The organism is Caballeronia mineralivorans PML1(12) (assembly GCF_001028175.1).
GTDB classification, from domain to species: Bacteria; Pseudomonadota; Gammaproteobacteria; order Burkholderiales; family Burkholderiaceae; genus Caballeronia; species Caballeronia mineralivorans.
Genome location: NZ_AEJF01000214.1, coordinates 51,007 through 70,828 on the forward strand (window position 1 = coordinate 51,007; position 19,822 = coordinate 70,828).

General features: G+C 58.8%; 21 protein-coding genes. 17 read left to right on the top strand and 4 right to left on the bottom strand.

Annotated features, from left to right (window positions below; genetic code table 11):
* Positions 1-111: 111 nt before the first annotated feature.
* Complete coding sequence (locus tag EOS_RS35720) at positions 112-2,169, bottom strand: hypothetical protein (protein WP_047896929.1); 2,058 nt, start codon at positions 2,167-2,169, stop codon at positions 112-114.
* A 327-nt stretch (positions 2,170-2,496) separates the two neighbouring features.
* Entirely contained in the window at positions 2,497-3,420 is a 924-nt protein-coding gene (locus EOS_RS35725; protein WP_160312564.1) for a helix-turn-helix domain-containing protein, read from the bottom strand.
* Positions 3,421-3,942: 522 nt separating this feature from the next.
* On the opposite strand from EOS_RS35725, the gene EOS_RS35735 reads away from it, so the two are divergent.
* The 7 genes from EOS_RS35735 (at position 3,943) to EOS_RS35765 (ending at position 10,345) form a co-directional block, all read left to right on the top strand.
* The gene (locus EOS_RS35735) at positions 3,943-4,899 is read left to right on the top strand and encodes a cation diffusion facilitator family transporter (RefSeq protein WP_082163640.1); all 957 of its coding nucleotides are present in this window, start codon (positions 3,943-3,945) and stop codon (positions 4,897-4,899) included.
* Positions 4,900-4,997: 98 nt separating this feature from the next.
* Positions 4,998-5,648 carry a type III secretion system export apparatus subunit SctR gene (gene sctR, locus EOS_RS35740; protein WP_047896931.1) on the top strand — a complete coding sequence of 217 codons (651 nt, stop codon included), beginning with the start codon at positions 4,998-5,000 and terminating at the stop codon, positions 5,646-5,648.
* The gene (sctS, locus tag EOS_RS35745; protein ID WP_047896932.1) at positions 5,645-5,914 is read left to right on the top strand and encodes a type III secretion system export apparatus subunit SctS; all 270 of its coding nucleotides are present in this window, start codon (positions 5,645-5,647) and stop codon (positions 5,912-5,914) included. Before sctR ends, sctS begins: the two co-directional genes overlap by 4 nt.
* On the top strand, positions 5,915-6,694 hold the full coding sequence (gene sctT, locus EOS_RS35750; RefSeq protein ID WP_087882038.1) for a type III secretion system export apparatus subunit SctT: 780 nt from the start codon (positions 5,915-5,917) through the stop codon (positions 6,692-6,694).
* Positions 6,691-7,737, top strand: a complete 1,047-nt coding sequence (locus tag EOS_RS35755; RefSeq protein WP_047896933.1) for an EscU/YscU/HrcU family type III secretion system export apparatus switch protein — start codon at positions 6,691-6,693, stop codon at positions 7,735-7,737. The genes sctT and EOS_RS35755 overlap by 4 nt, the downstream gene beginning before the upstream one ends.
* 71 nt (positions 7,738-7,808) lie before the next feature.
* Positions 7,809-8,693, top strand: a complete 885-nt coding sequence (locus tag EOS_RS43810) for a lytic transglycosylase domain-containing protein (RefSeq protein WP_053064153.1) — start codon at positions 7,809-7,811, stop codon at positions 8,691-8,693.
* A gap of 14 nt (positions 8,694-8,707) precedes the next feature.
* Positions 8,708-10,345: a hypothetical protein gene (locus tag EOS_RS35765; RefSeq protein WP_047896934.1), complete on the top strand. Its 1,638-nt coding sequence runs from the start codon at positions 8,708-8,710 to the stop codon at positions 10,343-10,345.
* A 25-nt stretch (positions 10,346-10,370) separates the two neighbouring features.
* Here EOS_RS35765 and EOS_RS35770 read toward each other — a convergent pair whose 3' ends face one another.
* Positions 10,371-11,162 (bottom strand): hypothetical protein, encoded by a 792-nt coding sequence (locus EOS_RS35770; RefSeq protein WP_047896935.1) that lies wholly within the window; start codon positions 11,160-11,162, stop codon positions 10,371-10,373.
* A 69-nt stretch (positions 11,163-11,231) separates the two neighbouring features.
* Here EOS_RS35770 and EOS_RS46670 point away from each other — a divergent pair, with 69 nt between their 5' ends.
* From EOS_RS46670 to EOS_RS35820, 10 genes are all read left to right on the top strand, one after another.
* Positions 11,232-11,846 (top strand): hypothetical protein, encoded by a 615-nt coding sequence (locus tag EOS_RS46670; RefSeq protein ID WP_152693239.1) that lies wholly within the window; start codon positions 11,232-11,234, stop codon positions 11,844-11,846.
* A complete protein-coding gene (locus EOS_RS35780; RefSeq protein WP_082163641.1) occupies positions 11,843-13,339 on the top strand; it encodes an EscC/YscC/HrcC family type III secretion system outer membrane ring protein in 1,497 nt (498 codons plus the stop codon). The genes EOS_RS46670 and EOS_RS35780 overlap by 4 nt, the downstream gene beginning before the upstream one ends.
* Positions 13,340-13,353: 14 nt before the next feature.
* Entirely contained in the window at positions 13,354-14,562 is a 1,209-nt protein-coding gene (gene sctD, locus EOS_RS35785) for a type III secretion system inner membrane ring subunit SctD (protein ID WP_047896937.1), read from the top strand.
* 9 nt (positions 14,563-14,571) lie between these two features.
* Entirely contained in the window at positions 14,572-14,847 is a 276-nt protein-coding gene (locus EOS_RS35790) for an EscE/YscE/SsaE family type III secretion system needle protein co-chaperone (RefSeq protein ID WP_047896938.1), read from the top strand.
* 168 nt (positions 14,848-15,015) lie between these two features.
* The gene (locus EOS_RS35795) at positions 15,016-15,369 is read left to right on the top strand and encodes a hypothetical protein (protein WP_047896939.1); all 354 of its coding nucleotides are present in this window, start codon (positions 15,016-15,018) and stop codon (positions 15,367-15,369) included.
* 30 nt (positions 15,370-15,399) lie between these two features.
* On the top strand, positions 15,400-15,990 hold the full coding sequence (gene sseB, locus EOS_RS35800) for a type III secretion system translocon protein SseB (protein ID WP_082163642.1): 591 nt from the start codon (positions 15,400-15,402) through the stop codon (positions 15,988-15,990).
* A 99-nt stretch (positions 15,991-16,089) separates the two neighbouring features.
* Positions 16,090-16,698: a hypothetical protein gene (locus EOS_RS35805; RefSeq protein ID WP_047896941.1), complete on the top strand. Its 609-nt coding sequence runs from the start codon at positions 16,090-16,092 to the stop codon at positions 16,696-16,698.
* A 25-nt stretch (positions 16,699-16,723) separates the two neighbouring features.
* Positions 16,724-17,182 (top strand): SycD/LcrH family type III secretion system chaperone, encoded by a 459-nt coding sequence (locus EOS_RS35810; protein ID WP_047896942.1) that lies wholly within the window; start codon positions 16,724-16,726, stop codon positions 17,180-17,182.
* Complete coding sequence (gene sctE / locus EOS_RS35815) at positions 17,183-18,748, top strand: type III secretion system translocon subunit SctE (protein WP_047896943.1); 1,566 nt, start codon at positions 17,183-17,185, stop codon at positions 18,746-18,748.
* A 14-nt stretch (positions 18,749-18,762) separates the two neighbouring features.
* Positions 18,763-19,374 carry a hypothetical protein gene (locus EOS_RS35820; RefSeq protein ID WP_047896944.1) on the top strand — a complete coding sequence of 204 codons (612 nt, stop codon included), beginning with the start codon at positions 18,763-18,765 and terminating at the stop codon, positions 19,372-19,374.
* Between the two features lie 77 nt (positions 19,375-19,451).
* Here the strand turns inward: EOS_RS35820 and EOS_RS48420 are convergent.
* The coding region (locus EOS_RS48420; RefSeq protein ID WP_235443065.1) for a hypothetical protein at positions 19,452-19,822 on the bottom strand (371 nt) is incomplete at its 5' end.

Genomic DNA, 19,822 nt, shown 5'->3' on the forward strand with positions numbered 1-19,822 from the left:
CGGGTTTTGTTGCCGCGGCCGGGCCACGCTGCCCATGTCTATCCGGCCACCGGCTCGCGACCGGCAGTCGCCTCGCGAGCTGCTCTCGCTGGTTGCCCGGCGGATCGTGGGTTACGCCGGACGGGCACGCAGGATTGGCACCTGACGGGTTGCGTCAGTGAGCCGTTGGCGAAGACCCTTGCGCTCTTTCGGCGGGCGGGCCGACCTCTCCCTGGCTGCGTTCCCCAACAGGTAACCTTTAATTTCTTCAAGGACCTCGGGCGCTTTTGACTCATCTCTCGTCAGAGTTTTCAGTCGACTTACCTGTTCTCGACTCATTCCCGTTTTTAAAAGGACGCGGGTCGCGGTCTTCCTGCGAAGCTTCAATCCCTCTGCCGAAATGGGTACGCCGCTGTGGCCAATTTGATTGGTCGCCTCGAACACGGCCGTTGTTTCGGTCGATGATTGAGCCGGCTTCGCGTTTGCGTTCGCCAATGCATGTCGAATCTGCTCCTGCCGTTCCAGTGCATCTTGCGCAGCGGCTTCTTTTCCTCCAGCGAGATGTCTCGCGAGCAGGGTTGCAGCGATGTGTCCATTCGCCTGTAGAGAGCTGTTATTGAGAAATTCGCTTTCTGCAAACGCAAGAGGTTGGTCCGAGCTGGCAATGGCCGCAGGTTTCTCGTTTTCTTCACGCTCGTGCTTTTCACGTCCGGCTTTCCAGTTAGCGTATGTCTTGTAGACAGCAAATCCGAGCCACAGCATGCCGAGCACCGCGCCGGCGGCCGATATCGCACCCACGACTATTACGCCCCCTACGCCGGTGGCGCTGAGTGCCAATCCCGCTATCGCGACAGATGCCCCAAGAACACCGTAGAGCACGCGTACTCCGGCGCGCCAGCGAACTGTTTTTGTCTCGCTCACTGCCTGCGACTGATTTTTCAGGAAGTGGTTGGAAATGAGGCTATGCACGCCGTTGACGTCTTTGAGCTCTTTAGGATTTTGCACCTCGTGGATCGCGTCCTTTTGTTTCTTGGCTTTGGCTTCGTTAATCATTCCCTCCCCGTCAAGATCGGCGCGATCGCCCAGTTTTTCGAGGTCGAGCACTTGCTTGTCGTCATCCATGCATGCTTTCATTTCATCGCCGGCATGCACCGCACGTTCTCTTGTGAGGTGGGCGTGAATGAGATCGACTATGCCCGCTGCTGCATGAAACAAACTGGTTGCAATGCTGAATGCCGAAGCGAACACGCCCGCGACGTTAGCCGAGACACTTACCGCGCTGTCCAGTATCTTTGCCGTAATGGCAGCGCGGTTGGCCACCGCTGCAAGTTGAAGCGCACAGTCTCGTATAAAGGCGATGCCGATCTTCAACCATTCCCAACGCAACGCGTTAGAGCGGCCATTGGCGTTCTCATAACGCAGGTGAGCAGAGGCATCCTCGATGAGCTGTTGTTTCTGTTCCGCGGTCATCGGCGGCGAGAGCGGCTGCGGTTCGATAGGAAGTGATGAAGCCTCACGCGTTGGATCTGAAGCAGGCGGCGAGTCGGCTTTAGAGGGAGGAACGCTCTTATTCCCGTGCTTGAAATTTTCGTATCCGGCTTGGTTCTGCTGTTTGTCGCGGTTGGCTTTGACCTGATCCAAGACTATCTTGCGGACGTCGTGGATCACCGTTGCAGTCTCGGCGACAGCACATATCGATGATGAATATCCAATCGCAAGGCCGATATCCGCAACGAAGGGGAGCGCACTGCCTGCGGCTTCGGCGCCCAACGTGGCACACTGAACAACGGCATTTGAGCCGGCAACGCCCGTCCATGGCGCGAAGATGGATAGCAGCACGGCGCTCATGCGCGAGCTACTTTTGACCGCCAGGGTGATGTTGAAAGGATTCGGAGTTTGTTTGGCAACGGTATCCAGGTGCAGCTTATTTGCAGCATCTGGATGCAGCCCGTCTGCGTTCTTTCGACAGTCGACGTCAGCAGATGAAGAGGTCTGCGTCTTCCGGAATTCTGCGCACGCGCCTGAGAATTCGGCATTGAACAGGGTACGGAGATCGAAAATGCCCCCGTTGGAGTGCTGGACCAAATGTGGGATTCCGCACTCTTGGAACGTACCGACCTTGGACGCGTTATCGCTTGACGTGACGACAACGTGGGATTTCAATTCGGAGATTTCAGCGGCATACGTCATTTTGAGCTCCTTACCGTCTGGGGCGACTTTCGCGTACGCTAATTCGTTGAATGCAAAACGATCATAGGGCTGGCGCTATTCACCGGCTTTAAGAAAGCTGACGCATCTACTTATTTTTGGTTATTCCTCGCGTCGGAAGTCCCGTCGTCTTGCAGCAACGGGAATCCGCGATGGGGAATGACAAGGGGCAGTGCGGGTCGATGCGGCACGCGGGCGAGCATGGACGTCCGGACGGGTGTGGTATCGGCGGGAAGATGCGGCGCTAAGATGACGTGTGCGGGGAGCTCGCACACGTCTCGCGTTAGAATCCGGTGGGGAGGGGAGTTCCTAAAGCGACTGGATTTGCTGCAGGATGTCGTGGTCGGGTTCCTGCCGCTGCATGGGTACCGAGGCAGCCCGCACTTCACCAGGCGTGACGCCGTAGTTGCTGCGGAACGCTCGCACGAAGGTGGCATCGCTGGCAAAGTTGCAGTCCACCGCAATGTCGATCAGTTTCAAATGCCGGTATTCCGGCGAGATCAGCATTGAAAAGGCGCGATGGAGGCGCCGGTGCTGGATATGGCGGATCAAGCCGCCGTGCGGCTCAAAAAACCGGTACAAGGTGGCTCGCGAGACCGGGAAGTGACGGCAGATCTTGTCAGCGTCCAGGTCGGGTTCGTCAAGATGCTGCTCGATGTAGCGCATGATGGTGCCCAGCGTGGCCTGTCGCAACGATTGTGCGGCCGACTGTGCCGCATCTGCGCTCCATCCCGCTCCGGCCGCAACCAGGGCCGCTGCGGACTGCATTGCCGTGGCGCCATCGAACGGTCCGGATGTGTGCGATTCGTGTCTGGCCGCGAGCAGCGTTTCCCGCAGCATCGCACCATGCCGCGTATCTCCCCGGATCATCATGCCGTGAATGGAATCGGGCGAAGCGAGTAACGGCGCGAGCGTTGCCCTCGGCACGACGAGGCTAAGGAAATGTGTTCCGTTGCTGTCCGGTATGCCGGCGTGGGTCCTGGACGGCTGAATCATGTCGATAATTCCGATATCGCCAGGTTTGAGTGTCACCGTTCGACGTCGTGTTTCGATCTGATACCCGCCGTGAAGCGGCAAATACACCTGATAGTGGTCAATCGACGTGCGTGCCACGTGGACGGGAGCACGTTCATAAACAAGAGGGGACGACTGACCTTCAATCAGAAGGCCCGATCCGATTTGCAACGTGGCGCCCGTCGCGTTGAAACGGTCAGGGGCTGCGCGTGGAAGCATGTCGCACAAATCCGAGAAAAAGTCCCGCGCCATGTTGATAGCACGAGGGCTCTGCCGGAAATCTAACCGGGAAACGCTCCAGCTTTGTCGCATAGTTCTCTCTGGGACAAGCCGGCTACCTCTCGCCGTGACTGACGGACATGGCGGCCGGACAATGAGCGGGGTGCTGACGGGTCTGCACGCAACCGGAGCAACGCTTCATCCGGCGGTCTCCCTTAGCAGATAAAGGATGCCTGCATGCAGGCTCGTATGCTAATACAAATAAAAAACCTGGTGGTGACGGTGCGTAGGTGTCATATATCGATAATGAAGCGGCATAAAAAGTGTGATATGGGCTTGTTCCCGCCGAGTATGTTTTTTATAGGCTGGAGAACGTGCGGGCAGATATCCGCCACTGTCCGATCCGAGCGCAACGTGCTTGTTCTCGGCGAAATTCGAAATATCGAGGCAGATATCTGGTAGAGCGAAATCGGTTGTGCTGCTACTTTCGCCGCTCCGGTCAGACCTGTCACGAGGTATTCAATGGCGCACGAGCATGGTTCACGAGCAGGCGGAGATTCCCGTCGCGGGCATAGTCACACGCATGGTGTATCCGATGAACGCAGGATAGGCTGGGCTTTCATCATTATCTTTGTCTTCATGTTCGTCGAAGGGATCGGCGGTATCGCTTCCGGCTCGCTGGCGTTACTCGCGGACGCCGGGCACATGGTTTCAGATGCTGCGGCTCTTGGGCTCAGTTGGGCTGCCTTGAGACTCGGCCGCCGACAGGCAACAGCCACGCTTTCCTATGGTTATAAGCGCTTTGAGATTCTTGCCGCGTTCGTCAACGGATGCACCTTGTTCCTGATCGCGGCATGGATCGTGGTCGAGGCGATCAAGAGATTTTCCGCGCCGGTGCCAGTGATGGGCGGCACAATGCTGGCTGTCGCCGTCTCGGGGTTGGCGGCGGGCGTCGTGGCCTTTCTCGTTCTCAATGGCGGCAATCGCGAAAATCTGAATATGAAGAGCGCGTGGCTGCACGTGCTGGGCGACATCCTGGGATTTGTCGTCGCCATCGTGGGCGCCGGCGTGATCATGTTGACGGGCTGGACGCCGATCGACCCTATTCTTTCCATTGTGGTCGCCTTGCTGATTCTCAAGAGCGCATGGAGCATCGTCAGATCGTCAGCACATATTCTGCTTGAGGGCACACCGGAAGGCCTGAGCATCGAGGCAATCAAGACCGACCTCGAAGAGAACGTGGACGTGGTCGAAGAGGCTCACCATATCCATGCCTGGTCGGTGACGTCCGAGCGCATCCTGCTCACATTGCATGTCCGCCCGACAGGCAACGCGGCCGCCCCGGACGTGATCGCCGCGGTGCAGAAGCGCTTACTCGAACGCTTTGATATCGCGCACGTGACGATCCAGGTCGAGCCTGCCAGTTGTTCCGATCCTGATGGCGGGGAGTCGGCGGAGCTGGTCCGGGAAACGGGTTAAGGTGAACTGGCGGCGAAGATCGTGACTTTCAGGTTTTCGCCGTATGGAGTCGTAGCTCGGGTCAACTCACAATGCGTCACCCATAGCGAGACCCAGCCATGTCCTTCGCCGATCATCCCCTTCAACTGGTAGCGCTGCTATTTGCGTTATCGCTGTTGCCGCTTTTCGCGGTGATGGGGACATCGTTTTTAAAGCTCGCAGTGGTGTTCTCAATGTTGCGCAATGCTCTCGGCATCCAGCAGATCCCGCCGAACATAGCGATCTACGGGCTCTCCCTGATTCTGACCTTGTTCATCATGGCGCCTGTCGGCATAGCAATAGGCGACAACCTGAAAGAACATCCCATCAAGAGCGATTCGCCCAATCTTTATCAGGAAGTCAACGACAACATACTCGGACCTTATCGTGCCTTTCTGATCAAGCACGCGAAGCCGGATCAGGTTCGCTTCTTTTCGGAAATCGGCAAGAAGATGTGGCCGGCGCAGTACCAGGACCGGATCGCGAGCGATTCGCTCGTGGTCATGATGCCGGCGTTCACAGTTAGCGAACTGATCGAGTCATTCAAGATCGCGCTGCTGCTGTACCTGCCATTCATTGCCATCGACCTTATCGTCTCCAACGTGTTGCTTGCGATGGGCATGATGATGATGTCGCCAATGACCATCTCTCTTCCGCTGAAACTTCTCGTCTTCGTGTTGATGGGGGGATGGGAGAAATTGCTCAGCCAACTTGTGGCGTCTTACTCGTGAGCACCCAGGTTCTCATCCAGCTGACTTCGAATCTCCTTTGGCTCGTCCTCGTTTTGTCGCTTCCCGTCGTGGCGGTGGCATCGATTGTGGGGGTCGGTGTGAGTCTCATCCAGGCGCTGACACAGGTGCAGGACCAGACGATCCAGTTTCTCGTGAAGCTGATCGCCGTATGTATCGCACTGGTATTGACGTATCACTGGATGGGTACGACTCTGCTCAACTATGCAACCCTGAGCTTTAATCAGATCAGCATGATGGGCAAGTGAGTGGCGCCATGGACCGACTTCCTCGCCGCGCTGGCGCTTTGCATGATGAGGCCATTCGGCGTGCTGCTTCTGCTCCCGGTGTTCACGAGTCGAACGCTGGGAGGGAGCCTCGTTCGAAACGCTCTCATGGTGCTGATTGCGCTTCCGGTCATACCAGCGTATCTGGGTATGCCCGCGCTTCAGGGCGACGGCAACGGGCTCACGATTGCGCTGCTGTATGGCCGCGAGTTTACCGTCGGGTTAATGATCGGCTTTTGCGCGGCGCTTCCGTTCTGGGCCATGGACATGGCGGGTTACGTCATCGATACGATGCGCGGCTCGTCGATCGCGTCCGCGCTCAATCCGGCTCTTGGCGAACAGTCTTCGGTCTTCGGCATGCTGTTCTCACATATGCTGACCGTGCTCTTCCTCATTTCCGGCGGCTTCAACATCCTGCTCAAGGCGCTCTACGAGTCCTACTTGACGTTGCCGCCGCAGCCGTCGCTTACGTTTGATCCGGGCTTCCTCCGTTTCATTAGCGACGAATGGTATTTGATGTTCGAACTCTGCATCACTTTTGCCATGCCATCCATGGCGCTGATGGTTCTTGCGGACATCGCGCTTGGGCTCATCAGCCGGTCGGCGCAGCAGCTCAATGTGTTCTTCATCGCGATGCCGGTAAAGAGCGCGCTGGTGCTATTTGTGATTGCCGTCGGTGCGAGTTTCGCGCTGCTCGACTTCGAGCGGCGGTTCAGTACTTTCGAGAGCGTCGCGCGCACTCTGCTGGCGACGTTCCGGTGAGTGAGAAGACCGAACAGCCGACCGCGAAGCGCCGGGAGGATGGGCGCAAGAAGGGGCAGGTTGCGAAAAGCGCAGACGTGACCACGTGCGTGCAACTCGCTGTGCTGCTGGTCTATTTCCTGTTCCAGGGAACCGCGCTCTGGCAGGCGATGGAGGGGTTGATTTCCGCCACGACCGCCGTCATCAATTTTCCGCTTCGCGAGGCGTTGAGCCGGCTGGTGAATGTGTTTGGCGCAGTGATGTTGCGATTCATCCTCCCTCTTGGCGTGCTGCTGATAGTGGCGACGCTCGCATCGATTCTGCTTCAGATCGGTCTGGTGTTTGCTCCGGAATCGGTCATGCCGAAGGGCGAGAAACTTAGTCCGATCTCCAATGCGAAGCAGATCTTCTCGATCAAGAGCCTCGTTGAATTCTGCAAATCGTTGATCAAGGTGGGGGCGCTTTCCATCGTCTTCTACTATCTGCTGCGTGAACACATCAGTTCGCTCCAGTTCCTCCCGCTTTGCGGCATTGAATGCGGCATTTCGGTTACCGCCCAGTTGATAGGGTGGACGTGGTGGTCGCTCATCGTGGTCTACATCGTCCTGGGAGGCGCTGATTACGTCTTTCAGCGCCGCCGGCTCACCAAGGAGCTGATGATGAGCCGGGAGGAAGTGGAGCGCGAATATAAGGACGCGGAAGGTGATCCCGAGATCAAAGGAAAGCGCAAGGAGGTGAATCGGGAGGCTCAGAACAGCAATATGGCCGTGAATGTCAAAAAGTCTTCCGTTATCGTGCGAAATCCGACGCACATCGCCGTATGCCTGTATTACCGGGCCGGCGAAACCCCTTTGCCGAAGGTCATCGAGATGGGTGTCGACGCGCGCGCGCGACGCATCGTGGAGCTTGCCGAGGCTGCCGGCATTCCCGTGGTCGAACACGTCTACGTCGCACGTTCTCTTCATGCCAGCGTGGATGTAGGCAGTTATATCCCGTCGACATTGATCGAGCCGGTTGCCGAGATTCTGCGTTTCGTGACGGATCTGCGAGAAGATGAAGAGTGAATCGAAAATCGATAGCAGGAGGCAGTGGTTGATCTAGTGTCGGCATACAGGATTGGCCTGGAGGAAGACAAATGATATTCGAACGCGCGAGCGCCATGCCGGGCGCAACGGCAGGCGGCGGGCGTGGCCTGTGGGCCGTTATCCCGGGATCAGTCGACCCGGTGGTCAAGGGAGCCTTGAAGCATGTCGCGGTAAGCTTCGTGGTACTGGCGGTTCTCTTGCCGATCGAGCCGGCCTGGGCAGCGGCGGGCGATGAAGATAGCTGGAGAGCATCGGTGGGAAGTGGTAGCGGTAGCGATGTGACGGGAATCAGCAGCGTGTTCGCTCATGGTCCCTCATCGGCACGCGGCATGGCGCGTCCGGCCGTGCCTTCCGATACACCTCCAGCCGTACTTCCGGCCGCGGGGCCGAAGCCGGACGCACGCGGGAGGACCGTCTCGCCACAGTACGATGCGCTGATCGACGAGGCCGCCAGCGAGTATGGCGTCGCCGCGTCGCTCGTCAGGGCGGTCGTTGCCGTCGAGTCAGGCTTTGATCCCGAGGCGAGGTCGGTAAAAGGCGCAATGGGCCTGATGCAGGTGATGCCGGACACGGGAAAACGCTTTGGCGCGTCCGACCTGTCTGATCCGCAAACCAACCTCCGTACCGGAACCCGCTACCTCAGATGGTTGCTTGACCGGTTCGACAGCAATGTGCCCCTTGCGCTGGCTGCCTACAATGCCGGCGAGGGTGCGGTCGAGCAGTACAACAGGAGCATTCCGCCGTATCCCGAGACGCAGGATTATGTGGTCAGGGTTCTGGCTCGTTACGACGGCTCGTCAGTTCCACGGCAGGAGCCGGTTCCGCAGAAAGAGGGTGAACCGGGGCAGTCGACGGGAGTGGCGGCAGGCAACGCATTGCAGAAAATATCGAATCTGATTCAGGCGGCGCTTTTCTCGGCGGCTCCTGCACGATAAGGTGAACATCAAAAATGATTGACTGCCACCGTGCTCTCGAGAAGTTCGAAAAGAACGCTCGTGTATCCGTGACCGACGAGGATTCCATTACGTCGCGGAATTTCCGGCGCGTGTTCGCACTCAGCGTGAACGGTGAGCGTTATGCGGTATCGAGGGTGGACCCATCCGGAAGTACCGGGCCAATTGTGGCGACAGGCGGGCCATACCGGACGCTGCGAGGAATGTTGGCCTGGATCGAGGGTGGAAAAGACGGGCCCAGGTCGACCGCCAGGCGACTTGAGAAGTTTCTGGCCAGCTTTGCTGCGGCGGTCGCGGTGACAGCAGGCGACCTCGCGCGCAGCGTCGTCTCGTCGCCTGGCAGTTTGCGGGAGGTCGAGGCATTGAGGAAAGCCGCGACGCAGTTCCAGGCGGTCGCTCATCTTTTCCACTTCGGCGGACCCGGCAACGTCGCGACCACGATGACCGTCCGCTCTCTCGCGCTCACCGCCCTCGTGGACGATCTGGCGTCCCTGCAGCGCCTGGCTCCTGTGGCTCCGCGTCCGGAGAGCGGTATGTGCGTGATGCGTTCTGAGCGGGGCATTGCCGAAGCGCAGCCGGAAGGAAAGGGCAACATGCCGGAAGATATGCTCGCGGAGCTGCTTGAGGGCGCACTCGTTGAAAGCTGGATGACGTTGCCGGAGGATGAGCAGACCGGGAGACTCGCGGAGGTGCTTCCGATCGCATTGGACAACGCCTGGCGCGAGGCGCAGGACCTGGACTGGGACGCGACCTGGCAAGACACGGTGCGTACGGCCCGGGCGACGCTCGTCAGCTACGTCGGGAATCGCTCCCCTGACGACAAGCAAACGATCCTTGCTGTTCGCGCGGCTGTCGATGTGCAACTGGAGATCCTGCATGGCGAACTCCTCCCGCTTCGATGTTTTCACAGCGAAGGCCGTAGCAACGTGTACCGTGCGGCGCAACAGATCGCGGTTTGCAAGAACCTTCTCAGGGACGGATTCGATCTTCCGGTCCAACTCGAAAATGCTCGCGATATCGACGAGGCGTTGGATGTACCGGCGGTCCTGTCCGCCGCTCCGCTGCGACTGCTGCTTGGCGAGGAAAGGAACCTGGTGCGTGCGGGCTTGCGCTCGCTGGTGGAGTACAGGGATGGGGAGGGCGGATGGTCATGGCGCAGGGCGGCAGCAGGATATTCCTCGAAGAGCCCCGACGCCGAAGGCGTGCAGACATGCGTCAAACGCTACGCCGGAGTCGCGCGCCATTGCGGTTCGGCGATACATGCCGCGATGTCGCTCCTCGCCGATGCGATCCTGGCAGGATGGATGGCGGCGAACCGGCGGCGGCCTGGCCCCGAGGGTCCCGAGGGTCCCGAGGGTCCCGAAGCACAAGCGAGAATTGGCATGATCTTCCGCGTGCTCGAGCGCGACTATCCGCTGCCCCATGAGCTGGCTGCCGCACTCAAATCGGCGCGTGGACTGCATAGGGACATTCAACGGAGGGAGCGCGCGCTGGCGGAATACACAAAACCATCACTGAAGGTGCAAACCGAAGCCACGGTGCGCGCGGATCTTGCCGGGCACGCGATGTCGAACATCGACAAGTTTCAGCGCAGGCTAGGCGCACCGTTTTCCACGTCGACGCAACCGGCCTGAGTTATCACGAAACCATCTGCTGCGGTCAATGACCGGCTTCGGCGTGCCGTAAGCCGCGTGCCAGCCACAACGCCCATGTGGGTGCGACAACGACGGAAAGCAGCAGGAACAGTATGCCGGTTGCGAGACCGCTGCTCGCCGTCACGGTGTCGAAAATGATCGCGCCCACCTCAAGCAGTATGACGCCGGCAAACGCACGGGTCATGACGGCCCAACGGCGCCACGCCGCGACGGATGCAATAGCGTTGGCGAAGAGCAGTAGGCCGAGCGCGCCGATCAGGAAGCCGGCAACCGACAGCCACACGCCAAGGGTCTGAATTTCGAACCAGAAGACCCACAGCGCAGCCTGTGCGGAAGGCCCGAGCGACAGCGCGATGTTGCGGGTGACGAGCCAGTGACTAAACAACATCACGTCGACGAGAACGCCGAACGACATGGCGACCACCATACAGATGCGCGCCAATTCAATGCGTATATCGCGGGGCTCAACCAGCTCTCGTAGCACGACGCTGAGGAGCAGCAGCAGGAAGTCCGCCCCGGTAAAGCAGACGAAGGTCAGCAGGTAGAGCGGGGCGCCCCGTTCAAGCTCGCGGAAGTACGCAGCAAGCTGTTGGGGGGAGGTGGTCACAGCGGGATCGAGGATGACCGGGGTGACCACCGAAGCGTATGCGTACAGCAGGCCTGTGGCGAACCATCCGGCAGCGAACAACAGGGCGAGTGTTCGTCCGTATGCGCGCCAGGTTGCGGGGGCGCGCGTGGTGACCGTGCCCGGGTTTGCCGTTGAGGTGGCGTCGTGGCCACTACTGCTGGTTGTCATAGGTTCCCTTGAGTGTTTTCACGGCGGTCGGCGGTGGTCGCAAGAAAGCTGACCATGGGGCGCGCCAGTATGACGTCGTCCTCCATGGCGGTCTTTCGAAAATGTGATCTGCCATTAGAAAATCCTGTTCTCCTGTGGATCGGCCAGATGCAACGTCAGGCTTTGAGTTGGCCAATTTCAGGTAATCACCCGATCGTTGCCTGTCCCTGTTGTGATGACAATGTCAATTCGTGGAAGGGCTGCGCTCAAGGCTGCGTAATGACAGGCGACATGGCTAAACATGGGACATGGCTAAACAGGCTGATCGATCTTTCAATGGTGGTCGTCGTGTCGGCAAGCCGTAACCGGGCGGAGCTGGAGATCGCCGGGGTGCCGGCACAGGCGGTCATGATCGAAGGTTCGATATGCATCGGACTCGAACTCGATGTTGCGCAGACCGGCAGCGAATGGCTGATGCAGGCCAGCCTTTCGCTTGCCGCAAGTCCGGATGCACTCGACGATGCGCTGCAATGTGAAGGGGAAAAATGGCTGTTCTGGCGTCGGTATGCCGAGGAACAGATCGACGCGAGACCTGCCGCGTTCAAGGAGCGGCTGGAGGGGCAGCTTGCACTCTCGCGCGGTCTGGTCCATGGGTTTTCGCAGCGCGAGAGCGCGGAAGTATCGGGTATCGGAAGACTTGTATGAGTGTGCGAAAACCGCGTTTCCTGTTGTGGCTGATGTTTGCCTGTGTTCTCACGTCTTGTGGGAGCGCCATGGCGATCAGCTTGCGTGGCCCCGACTTCTTCATCTCGACCCGCGGAACGAAAGTCGCATCCCTGCTGGAGGATTTCGGCGCGAACTACGGCGTGCCGGTCATTGTCAGCAGGGAAATCGACGATGTCTTTGTCGGCACGCTGTCCGGCTTCAAGGCCGATGCGGCGCTCGACCAGTTGGCGAAGCTCTATAACCTTGCGTGGTACTACGACGGCCGGGCGCTATACGTGTACAAGGCGAAGGAAGTCACGAGCGATGTGCTTACGCCAGGCTATCTGCGCGCGGAGGATCTGTCTGGATACCTCGGAGAAGCCGGTGTCCTTGATTCCCACTATTGTTCGCTCAAGGTGATCAACGATTCGAATGCGCTGGAAGTATTCGGGGTGCCCGTTTGCGTCGCGCGCGTGAAGCAGATTGCAAAGAGCATGGACGACAGGATGCTTGACCAGGCTCAGAATCAGGAGACCGTCCAGATTTTTCCGCTGCGCTACGCTTCCGCAAGCGACGGCTCCTACGTGTATCGCAGTCAAACCGTTGTCGTGCCGGGCGTGGTCGCGGAGTTGCGCGAGATGTCGCAGAACCGCTCGTTGCCGGTGAGCTCAGAGGGTGGCAAGACGCTCGCGTCCAAAGCCTCGCTGCCGACGTTCGCGGCCGATTCCAGCCGCAACGCGGTGATCATCCGCGACCGGAAGGCGAACATGCAACTCTATGCCGACCTGATCCGCCAGCTCGACCAACGCCCCATCCAGATCGAAATATCCGTCGCGATCATCGACGTCGATGCGGGCGAGATGAAATCGCTGGGGGTCGATCTATCGGGTTCGCTGACCTTCGGCGGTACGTCGGTCAACGTGAACACCGGAGCTGGCGCGTCGGACGGCACGTTCTCGACGATGGTCTCCAATTCCGATGACTTCTTCGTGCGTATCAATGCACTGGCGCGGACCTCCAACGCGAAGGTTCTGTCACGGCCGTCGATCGTGACGTTGAATAACGTTCAGGCTGTTCTTGATAGAAGTGTCACGTTCTATACAAAGGTGGAAGGGAAGAACGTCGCGCAGCTCGCCTCCGTTGCGTCCGGTTCGTTGCTGCGGGTGACGCCCCGTCTCATCAAGGGCGACCTCGGGGACGAGATCATGCTGACACTGGATCTGCAGGACGGCCGCCAAGAGCCGGCGGTTAGCAATACCGAAGCCATACCGCAGGTTCTGAACTCGGGCATTGCGACGCAGGCGATCCTGCGAACAGGCCAGAGCCTGCTGCTCGGTGGCTTCGTCCAGGATAACGAGCGGGAGGGCTCGCGAAAAATTCCGTTTCTCGGCGACATCCCGGTGTTGGGAAGATTGTTCTCCAGTAACGCCAGGGAGCGGCGCAGCGTCGTGCGGCTGTTCCTTATCAAGGCCGAACCGCGCAGTCTGACCTGAGGCGGGTTCGAGATATGGAACTCACCTACAAGCTTGCAGTATTGAGCGGACCGTTCTCCGGCCAGCAGATCAGATTGCCGCCCGGAGAGACGAGAATCGGCGGACCGGATCCCGACCTGGCCGTTACGCTTGAAAACAACGGGAGCGCGACACTGGTTGTCGATGCATCCGGTGTCCGGATGATCACGTCAGCGCCATGCTGGATCGGCGGGGAGCGCGCCGAGCCGCTGGATCGCGTGCCGCTTGAAACGGTCATCGACCTGGCGGGCGTTGCGCTTGTTTTCAGCGAAGCCGCGGCGGCGCGACGGGACTTCAAGGTCCCGGTGCGCAAAGCGGCCCGTCGCCGTGCCTGGGGTGCGCTGGTCGTCATGAGCCTGGCAACATGCGCACTGGTTGCGCCGGCGCTTGTCTGGATGCTTTCGTCGCCCCCGGCGCCCCTGGCCGACGACCGCGCCTGGTTGGCCGCACGCGCCGCTGAACTCGCCATGGACGGCGTGACAGTCAAGCAGGATGGGCGCGGTATTGTCGACATCAGCGGCCAATGTGTGAGCTCGGTGCGCCTTCGCGATCTGCGCCGGACGCTGCGGGCCCGGGGCATGGTTTATCGCGACGGAACGGTCTGCCAGGATGAACTGGCGCGCAACGTAGCGGCGGTGCTGACGCTGAACGGATATCAGGATGTGGCGGTGACCAGCGGCGCGCAGCCCGGCACCATTGATATCACCGGCCGCATCGAAGCGGACGAACGCTGGCGGCGTGTGACAGTGATGCTGTCGACAATGCCCGGACTCAGGAACTGGGTCGTGCGCAACAACGAGAACGAGGCGGTAAAAGCACTGATCGGCCGCTTGCGGGAGGCGAATCTCGTTGGACATCTAAGTGTCGAGCGATCCAGAGGCGTCATTCTGGTGACGGGGCAGCTCACTGCTCCCGAAAGGGAAGTGCTTGACCGCGTGCTTGACAAGTTCGAACAGGAGAATCGGGCTGCGCCACGAGTGCTTTATCAGAACATCCCGCTTTCCGGCGTACAGCCAGGCATTTTCCCGGCTCCGATCATCAGTTTCGGAGGAAGTGGCGACCTGATGTTTCTTGAGCTTGCAAACGGTGCGCGCCTCCAGGTGGGTAGCCGGCTTCCAAGCGGCTATGAGATTTCCGCGCTCGACGCCAACGGCGTCGACCTCGTGAAGGACGGCCAGCTGATTCACTTTCCTCTCAACCTGTGACGAGGCCCTATGCATCTTACTGAACTTGAAAACAGACTCTATCTGGACATGAGCAACGAGACGAGGGATCTCCTGCTCGAGCGGCTTGCGGCGGCGAGAGCGACGCTGGCAGAGCAGCTCGGCGATCCTCTCAAGCCCGCGGACTATGAGACGCTTACCGCGCTGGTTGCCGGTTGCGACGCCGCGACGTCCGTTGTCAAAACCCTCGCGCGGCGCTATCGGCAGTGGCGGGAACTTGAAGGGCGTTTGCCGGAATCGCCGGCTGGCGGCTTGTCTGAAAAGTAGCGCACGGCGAATTCCGGTGGAACGAGCCGTTTCCGTGGACGGCGATCGGGAACACCTTGAACTGCCAGGCAAAAAACCAAAGTCCTGCACGTTTTCCGGGAGATTCAATCCAGATCGCTGCTTATATTGGTAGCACGTACTAGGTGGCAGCACAGACAGGAGATGAGCATGCAAGCGAAAAATTCGTTAGAGGCGATGTTTGGTGAATTGCAGAAAGGACAAGCTGAACTCAGCCAGGTCGTTGGTCAGTTCCACGAACTTCAGCAACGCATCACTTCGCTCGGTGAGTCTGCGAAGACTGACCCGGTGGCCGCTGGAAAGATGGAGGCGTTTTCGCTGAACTGGAACTCGCCGGATGAGACCGGCAAGAGCCTGAAGCAGCGTGCCGAAGACGTGCTCGCCCTGATGCGCTCGATCGACAGCCAGTACGACCGTCTGTCTGGACCTCCAAGCGAGCCTTCTCCGTCCCCGGACGGTAAGGCGGTTCAGAAATCGAAGTCTGCTGGCAGGTCGTTTGTGTAAGTCTGGAAAACTTATTTTGGGAGAAACAAAATGGACAGAATGTCATCCAGTGACGCGGTTGTTAGTGGTCGGAGCACGTTCAACTCTGCTGCAGTAAGCGGCCAGTTTTCGTCCGCTGAATTTAGTGACGGGAATTTTCTCGCAACCGCCTTCGCCGTGATGCAGGGCTTCATGGGGGCGGTTACGGATCGTGGTAACAAGCTGTTCGACGAGATGCGCGAGAAGACAAAGCTTTCGCGTGACGCGCAGGATTTTTCGAACGAAGTGGATAAATTGCTTGCCGATCCTGCATTCCGAGAGAAACCGGAGAGCGCCACGGCAACAATCTCGACGGAACTTAGGGATTTCATGATCAAAAATGGTATTGCCATCGATGGGAAGAGCGCTAAAGATTTTCTTACCAATTCCGACGGTGATCCTGTTCTTCGCTTGGTTGGAGTTCAGTTGAAGCAAGTTAAGAGCGCCCTCGATAGCTTTGGAGCGCGATCAACCGACATCGCGCAGCAAGGCAATCTGGAAATCCAGAAGATTACGACCACGTACAATTTTCTGGTCACTGGCTGCAATTCGCTTACCACGTTGACTGGCGATCTGAACAAGGCGATCTACAGCAAGCTGTAGTTTGCCAGAATCCGGGAATGTTGCCAGGTTGTCCAGGCGTCGGATCTCCGAAAGACAAGGCGTGTTTGTAAAACCGGAAGACTATCTCAGGAGGAAAAAATGTCCGTTACCGAATTGTCTGCCAGCAATGCGGGTGTCTCGTTGACCGCTACCGTGACAGGCGCCAGCAGATTGTCGGCCGATAGCTTTGAAGATAGGAATTTTCTCTCCAACGCCGATGCCGCAATGCAGGACTTCATCGCAGCGGTTACTGATCGCGGCATGGAAATATTCAAGGCAATGCAAGCCAGGACCGAGCTTGCGCGTGTTGCTCAGGATATGGCGAACAGGGTTGACAGGCAGATTTCCAGTTTCTCTGCAAATGGCTGGGAAATTGCGTGGACGTCCACCCCCGTGTTGGGTTTCGTCATCGATAACTTTATTGACGTGGACGGCAAAGCCGCCTCCAGCTACTTTAAGTCCCGTTATCGGCCTGACGGTGGTGCTGATGGAAACGGTGGCTACGCACTGAACCTGGCCGACCTCCGTGCGCTAAAGGCGGCTATCGATAATTTTGCTGCCCGGCAAACCGACGTCGCACAGCAAGGCAATCTGGAGATTCAGAAGATCACGACCACGTATAACTACCTGATCACCGGATGCAATTCGCTTACCTCGTTGACCGGTGATCTGAACAAAGCCATCTTCAGTCAGCTCGGCCGGGGTTGATCCCCAGGCAGCATGGAGGCGCTCGATGGAAGCAGGCCACTACGATTCACTACTTCGGCGTTCGGCTGATGGCGTGTCGCTAAGACAGTTGAGAGACATCGACCAGCTTGATCTGGACTATGTCTATGCATACGCATATCAGCAATTCGAAGCCGGTGAGTACGAGGTTGCCAAGCGTGGGTTTTACATGCTTGTCCGTATCGATCATCACGGCTTTGACTATTGGCTGGCGCTGGGTCTGAGCTGTCAGCGGCTCGATCAGCATGATGAGGCCATCTTCTGCTTTAGCCGTTCCGGCGCGCTGCGTCTCACCGATCCGCGCTCGTCCTATTTTGCCGGCATCAGCTATCAGATCGTCGATAACCGCGAGTACGCGGAGAAAGCTTTTAACGCATCGCTCAAATGGTGTGCGAGCCATCCGGAATACCAGTCGCTTCGCGCACATGTGTCCCGCTCGCTTGCTGCGTGCCAACAGGAAAATTGAATGTCTGACATACAAAGTGGTATCCGTCCAGATGTTGACCGCTCGGTCTTCGCAGGATACGGCAGCGATATGGATAACCTGTTGTCCAAGCCGAGGTTGCGCCCGCTTTACGAAGCGCTGAATGTTTCCGCCGCCGGCGTGCCGCGGACCGCGGAACAGACCGCGCGTCTCGTCCAATCCGAACTGGCTGGCGGCAAAACCGGACCGGAGGTGAGGGTTACGCGGGGTCAGGCTGTACTTGCGTTGTCCGGTATTTTCTCCGTGCTCGGCGTACCCGATCCCGAGGGTACGGCGAACAACGTCCTTGGCACCGAAGATGCCGTGACGATGGGCGTGCTCGCCTATGTGGCTGCCAACGCCGCGCTTGATATTCTCGGCGACCGGGCCAAGCTGATGTCCGTGGCGCTGGATATCCAGACTGACCGCGAAGCGCAGACCCGGCTGGCTGATGTAAAGAAGTTGAACGAGCAGGACGAAGCCGCTCGAGCGTCGGCTGAAAAGGCGCGTAAGGGCGGTATCGTCAACACCGTGCTTAGCTGGGCGATCGGCGCGGCGGAGGTGACGACCGGCGCCGTGAAGCTGGTGATGTGTGACTATGCCGGCGGAACCGCGGACCTGATGGCGGGAATTACCGGACTTACGAAGGCTGCGCTTCAAACGGCGGCACTCGTCGATGAAAAGAATGCGAAGGAGTATCTTAAGGTCGCCGAGATCATGGGCGAAATCCAGATGGGATTCGAGATCGCCAGCGCACTCATCGACGTGGTGAGCGTGGCCAGGATCCTGGATGCGACGAGCACGATCGGGCTCAAGCTCGGCGAACCTGCGACTAGGAAGTTACTTACGGATGCGATCGCGTCTGGCGTGGAGGACCAGGTTTCCGTCCTTGCCACGCAGATCGGCGACGACGTCGCAGACCAGGTTTCAAAATCGATTGCGGAAATGTTTGAAGTCAGTCTGGCGCAGACCGCTTCCAAAAAGGGCGTCGGTAGCGTTCAAATCCTTCTTGAAGACCTGTCCCGGATGCGCAACGTGCTCGCGAAGGAGTTCGCGAAACCGGTTCTGAAGGCCTTCAGCAAGGAGGCAATCGCGGCGATGGTGAAGGAATCGATTGAGACGGCAGCGTTCAAGGTGATGAGGAAGGGGGCGACACTGACTGAGGAGGTCTGCGAGCAGGCAGTGAAGGATGCCGTTCGCACGCTTAACCGGAAGGTGGCCCAGAAGGCCGTGCAGATCCAGTTCAGCGTTGCCTCGGCAGTGCGCCTCCTTGCCGGCAGTGCGCAACAGATCACGAGCGGCGTGATTGCGATTGAACGTGCCAAGCTTCAAAAGGTGTTTGACCAACTGGGCCTCGATGCGCAGTTCTTGCAATACCTGACGCAATACACCGAGACGGAACAGAAGCAGACGATGGACGAGCTTAAGAGTCTGCTTGAGAGGACGTCGTCGATTCTCGAAGGTGCGAACCGGGCAGGGGAAGGGACTCGCACCGCCCTCGTTGGCATTGCTGCCAGTTTTGGTGGTACGCCCGCATCCATGGTCGGCATTGCGTCCGGTCGCGCTTAACCCAGGAGAACATCATGAGCCAGAACATTAATTCGGTTACGCCCGCCTCCACACCGCCTGGTCGTGCGGACAGCAGCGGTGCAGTCGCGAGCGACGATCAGCCGTTCTCGATTTCCACCCTGATGATTGAAGTCACCAAGCTGTTCCAGGAACTTCGCGATCAGGGGCAGGAATTCTACGTTCAGTCGCTGCAGCGGCAATTCAGCATCCAGATGGAAGAGCTGAAACTGAAGCAGGACTCGATCGACGATACAAAGACGAGCGCATTGCTTGGAGGTAGCTTCGAAATAGCCGCCGGCGGCTTGGGGGTTATGGCCGGCGCCGGGTCTGGCGCGGCGGGATTGGCCCTCAAGAACGGCATGGGCGTTGAGGCAGGGATGCAGGCCGGCAACGTGCTGGGCCGCATGACCGACGGAACCGGCAAGGTGGCGGCGGCCTATTCGGCGGCGGATGCGCAGACAAGTACCGTGCTCGGTGAATTCGCGGGGAAAAACGCTGAACAGTACAAGCAGGGCATGGATCAGGCAATGGCGCGCATCCAGGACCTACGGGAAAAGGCGTTGCAGGCGTGCGCAGCCTACAAGGACCTGTACGACCGGAATGCGTCCGCGATCAAGATGGCCTGATGACTACGCGCATGGACGATACGATCAGGAGTCCCGCAGGCGGCGACCCGGTAAGGCGTTATCTGGCCGCACGCGGCCTAGACACTCGGCTCGCGCATTTTGAGGGTAGCGAGTTTGTGCTTGGACGCCGGGTCGAATGGGGGGAACTCGAACTGAGCTATCGCTTCCAGGACGGCGTTGTGTTCATTTGCAGCGTAGAGTCGTTGCGGCCGCCTGAAGGCATTGGCGGTGCGGTCAAAAGACTCGTTGAACTGCTGCTTGACATTGCACATGAAGTGCCCGAGGTCAAAGAGATACGCGGTCTTGTGACTGACGATGCAGGTGATCGGGAGCAGCGGATCGCACGGGTTCGTCTCAAACAGGTATTGATGGCGGAAGGCGCAATCGAAGTTGAATACGATGGCGCGCGGTGGCTGAGTCTCAAGGTTCGTAGCTAAGGGCAGGTGAA

Excerpts from the sequence above, each read along its gene's own strand:
- EOS_RS35720 (WP_047896929.1), bottom strand. The coding sequence starts at position 2,169 with ATGACGTATGCCGCTGAAATCTCCGAATTGAAATCCCACGTTGTCGTC.
- EOS_RS35725 (WP_160312564.1), bottom strand. The coding sequence starts at position 3,420 with ATGCTTCCACGCGCAGCCCCTGACCGTTTCAACGCGACGGGCGCCACG.
- EOS_RS35735 (WP_082163640.1), top strand. The coding sequence starts at position 3,943 with ATGGCGCACGAGCATGGTTCACGAGCAGGCGGAGATTCCCGTCGCGGG.
- sctR (WP_047896931.1), top strand. The coding sequence starts at position 4,998 with ATGTCCTTCGCCGATCATCCCCTTCAACTGGTAGCGCTGCTATTTGCG.
- EOS_RS43810 (WP_053064153.1), top strand. The coding sequence starts at position 7,809 with ATGATATTCGAACGCGCGAGCGCCATGCCGGGCGCAACGGCAGGCGGC.
- EOS_RS35765 (WP_047896934.1), top strand. The coding sequence starts at position 8,708 with ATGATTGACTGCCACCGTGCTCTCGAGAAGTTCGAAAAGAACGCTCGT.
- EOS_RS35770 (WP_047896935.1), bottom strand. The coding sequence starts at position 11,162 with ATGACAACCAGCAGTAGTGGCCACGACGCCACCTCAACGGCAAACCCG.
- EOS_RS46670 (WP_152693239.1), top strand. The coding sequence starts at position 11,232 with ATGACGTCGTCCTCCATGGCGGTCTTTCGAAAATGTGATCTGCCATTA.
- EOS_RS35780 (WP_082163641.1), top strand. The coding sequence starts at position 11,843 with ATGAGTGTGCGAAAACCGCGTTTCCTGTTGTGGCTGATGTTTGCCTGT.
- sctD (WP_047896937.1), top strand. The coding sequence starts at position 13,354 with ATGGAACTCACCTACAAGCTTGCAGTATTGAGCGGACCGTTCTCCGGC.
- EOS_RS35790 (WP_047896938.1), top strand. The coding sequence starts at position 14,572 with ATGCATCTTACTGAACTTGAAAACAGACTCTATCTGGACATGAGCAAC.
- EOS_RS35795 (WP_047896939.1), top strand. The coding sequence starts at position 15,016 with ATGCAAGCGAAAAATTCGTTAGAGGCGATGTTTGGTGAATTGCAGAAA.
- sseB (WP_082163642.1), top strand. The coding sequence starts at position 15,400 with ATGGACAGAATGTCATCCAGTGACGCGGTTGTTAGTGGTCGGAGCACG.
- EOS_RS35805 (WP_047896941.1), top strand. The coding sequence starts at position 16,090 with ATGTCCGTTACCGAATTGTCTGCCAGCAATGCGGGTGTCTCGTTGACC.
- EOS_RS35810 (WP_047896942.1), top strand. The coding sequence starts at position 16,724 with ATGGAAGCAGGCCACTACGATTCACTACTTCGGCGTTCGGCTGATGGC.
- sctE (WP_047896943.1), top strand. The coding sequence starts at position 17,183 with ATGTCTGACATACAAAGTGGTATCCGTCCAGATGTTGACCGCTCGGTC.
- EOS_RS35820 (WP_047896944.1), top strand. The coding sequence starts at position 18,763 with ATGAGCCAGAACATTAATTCGGTTACGCCCGCCTCCACACCGCCTGGT.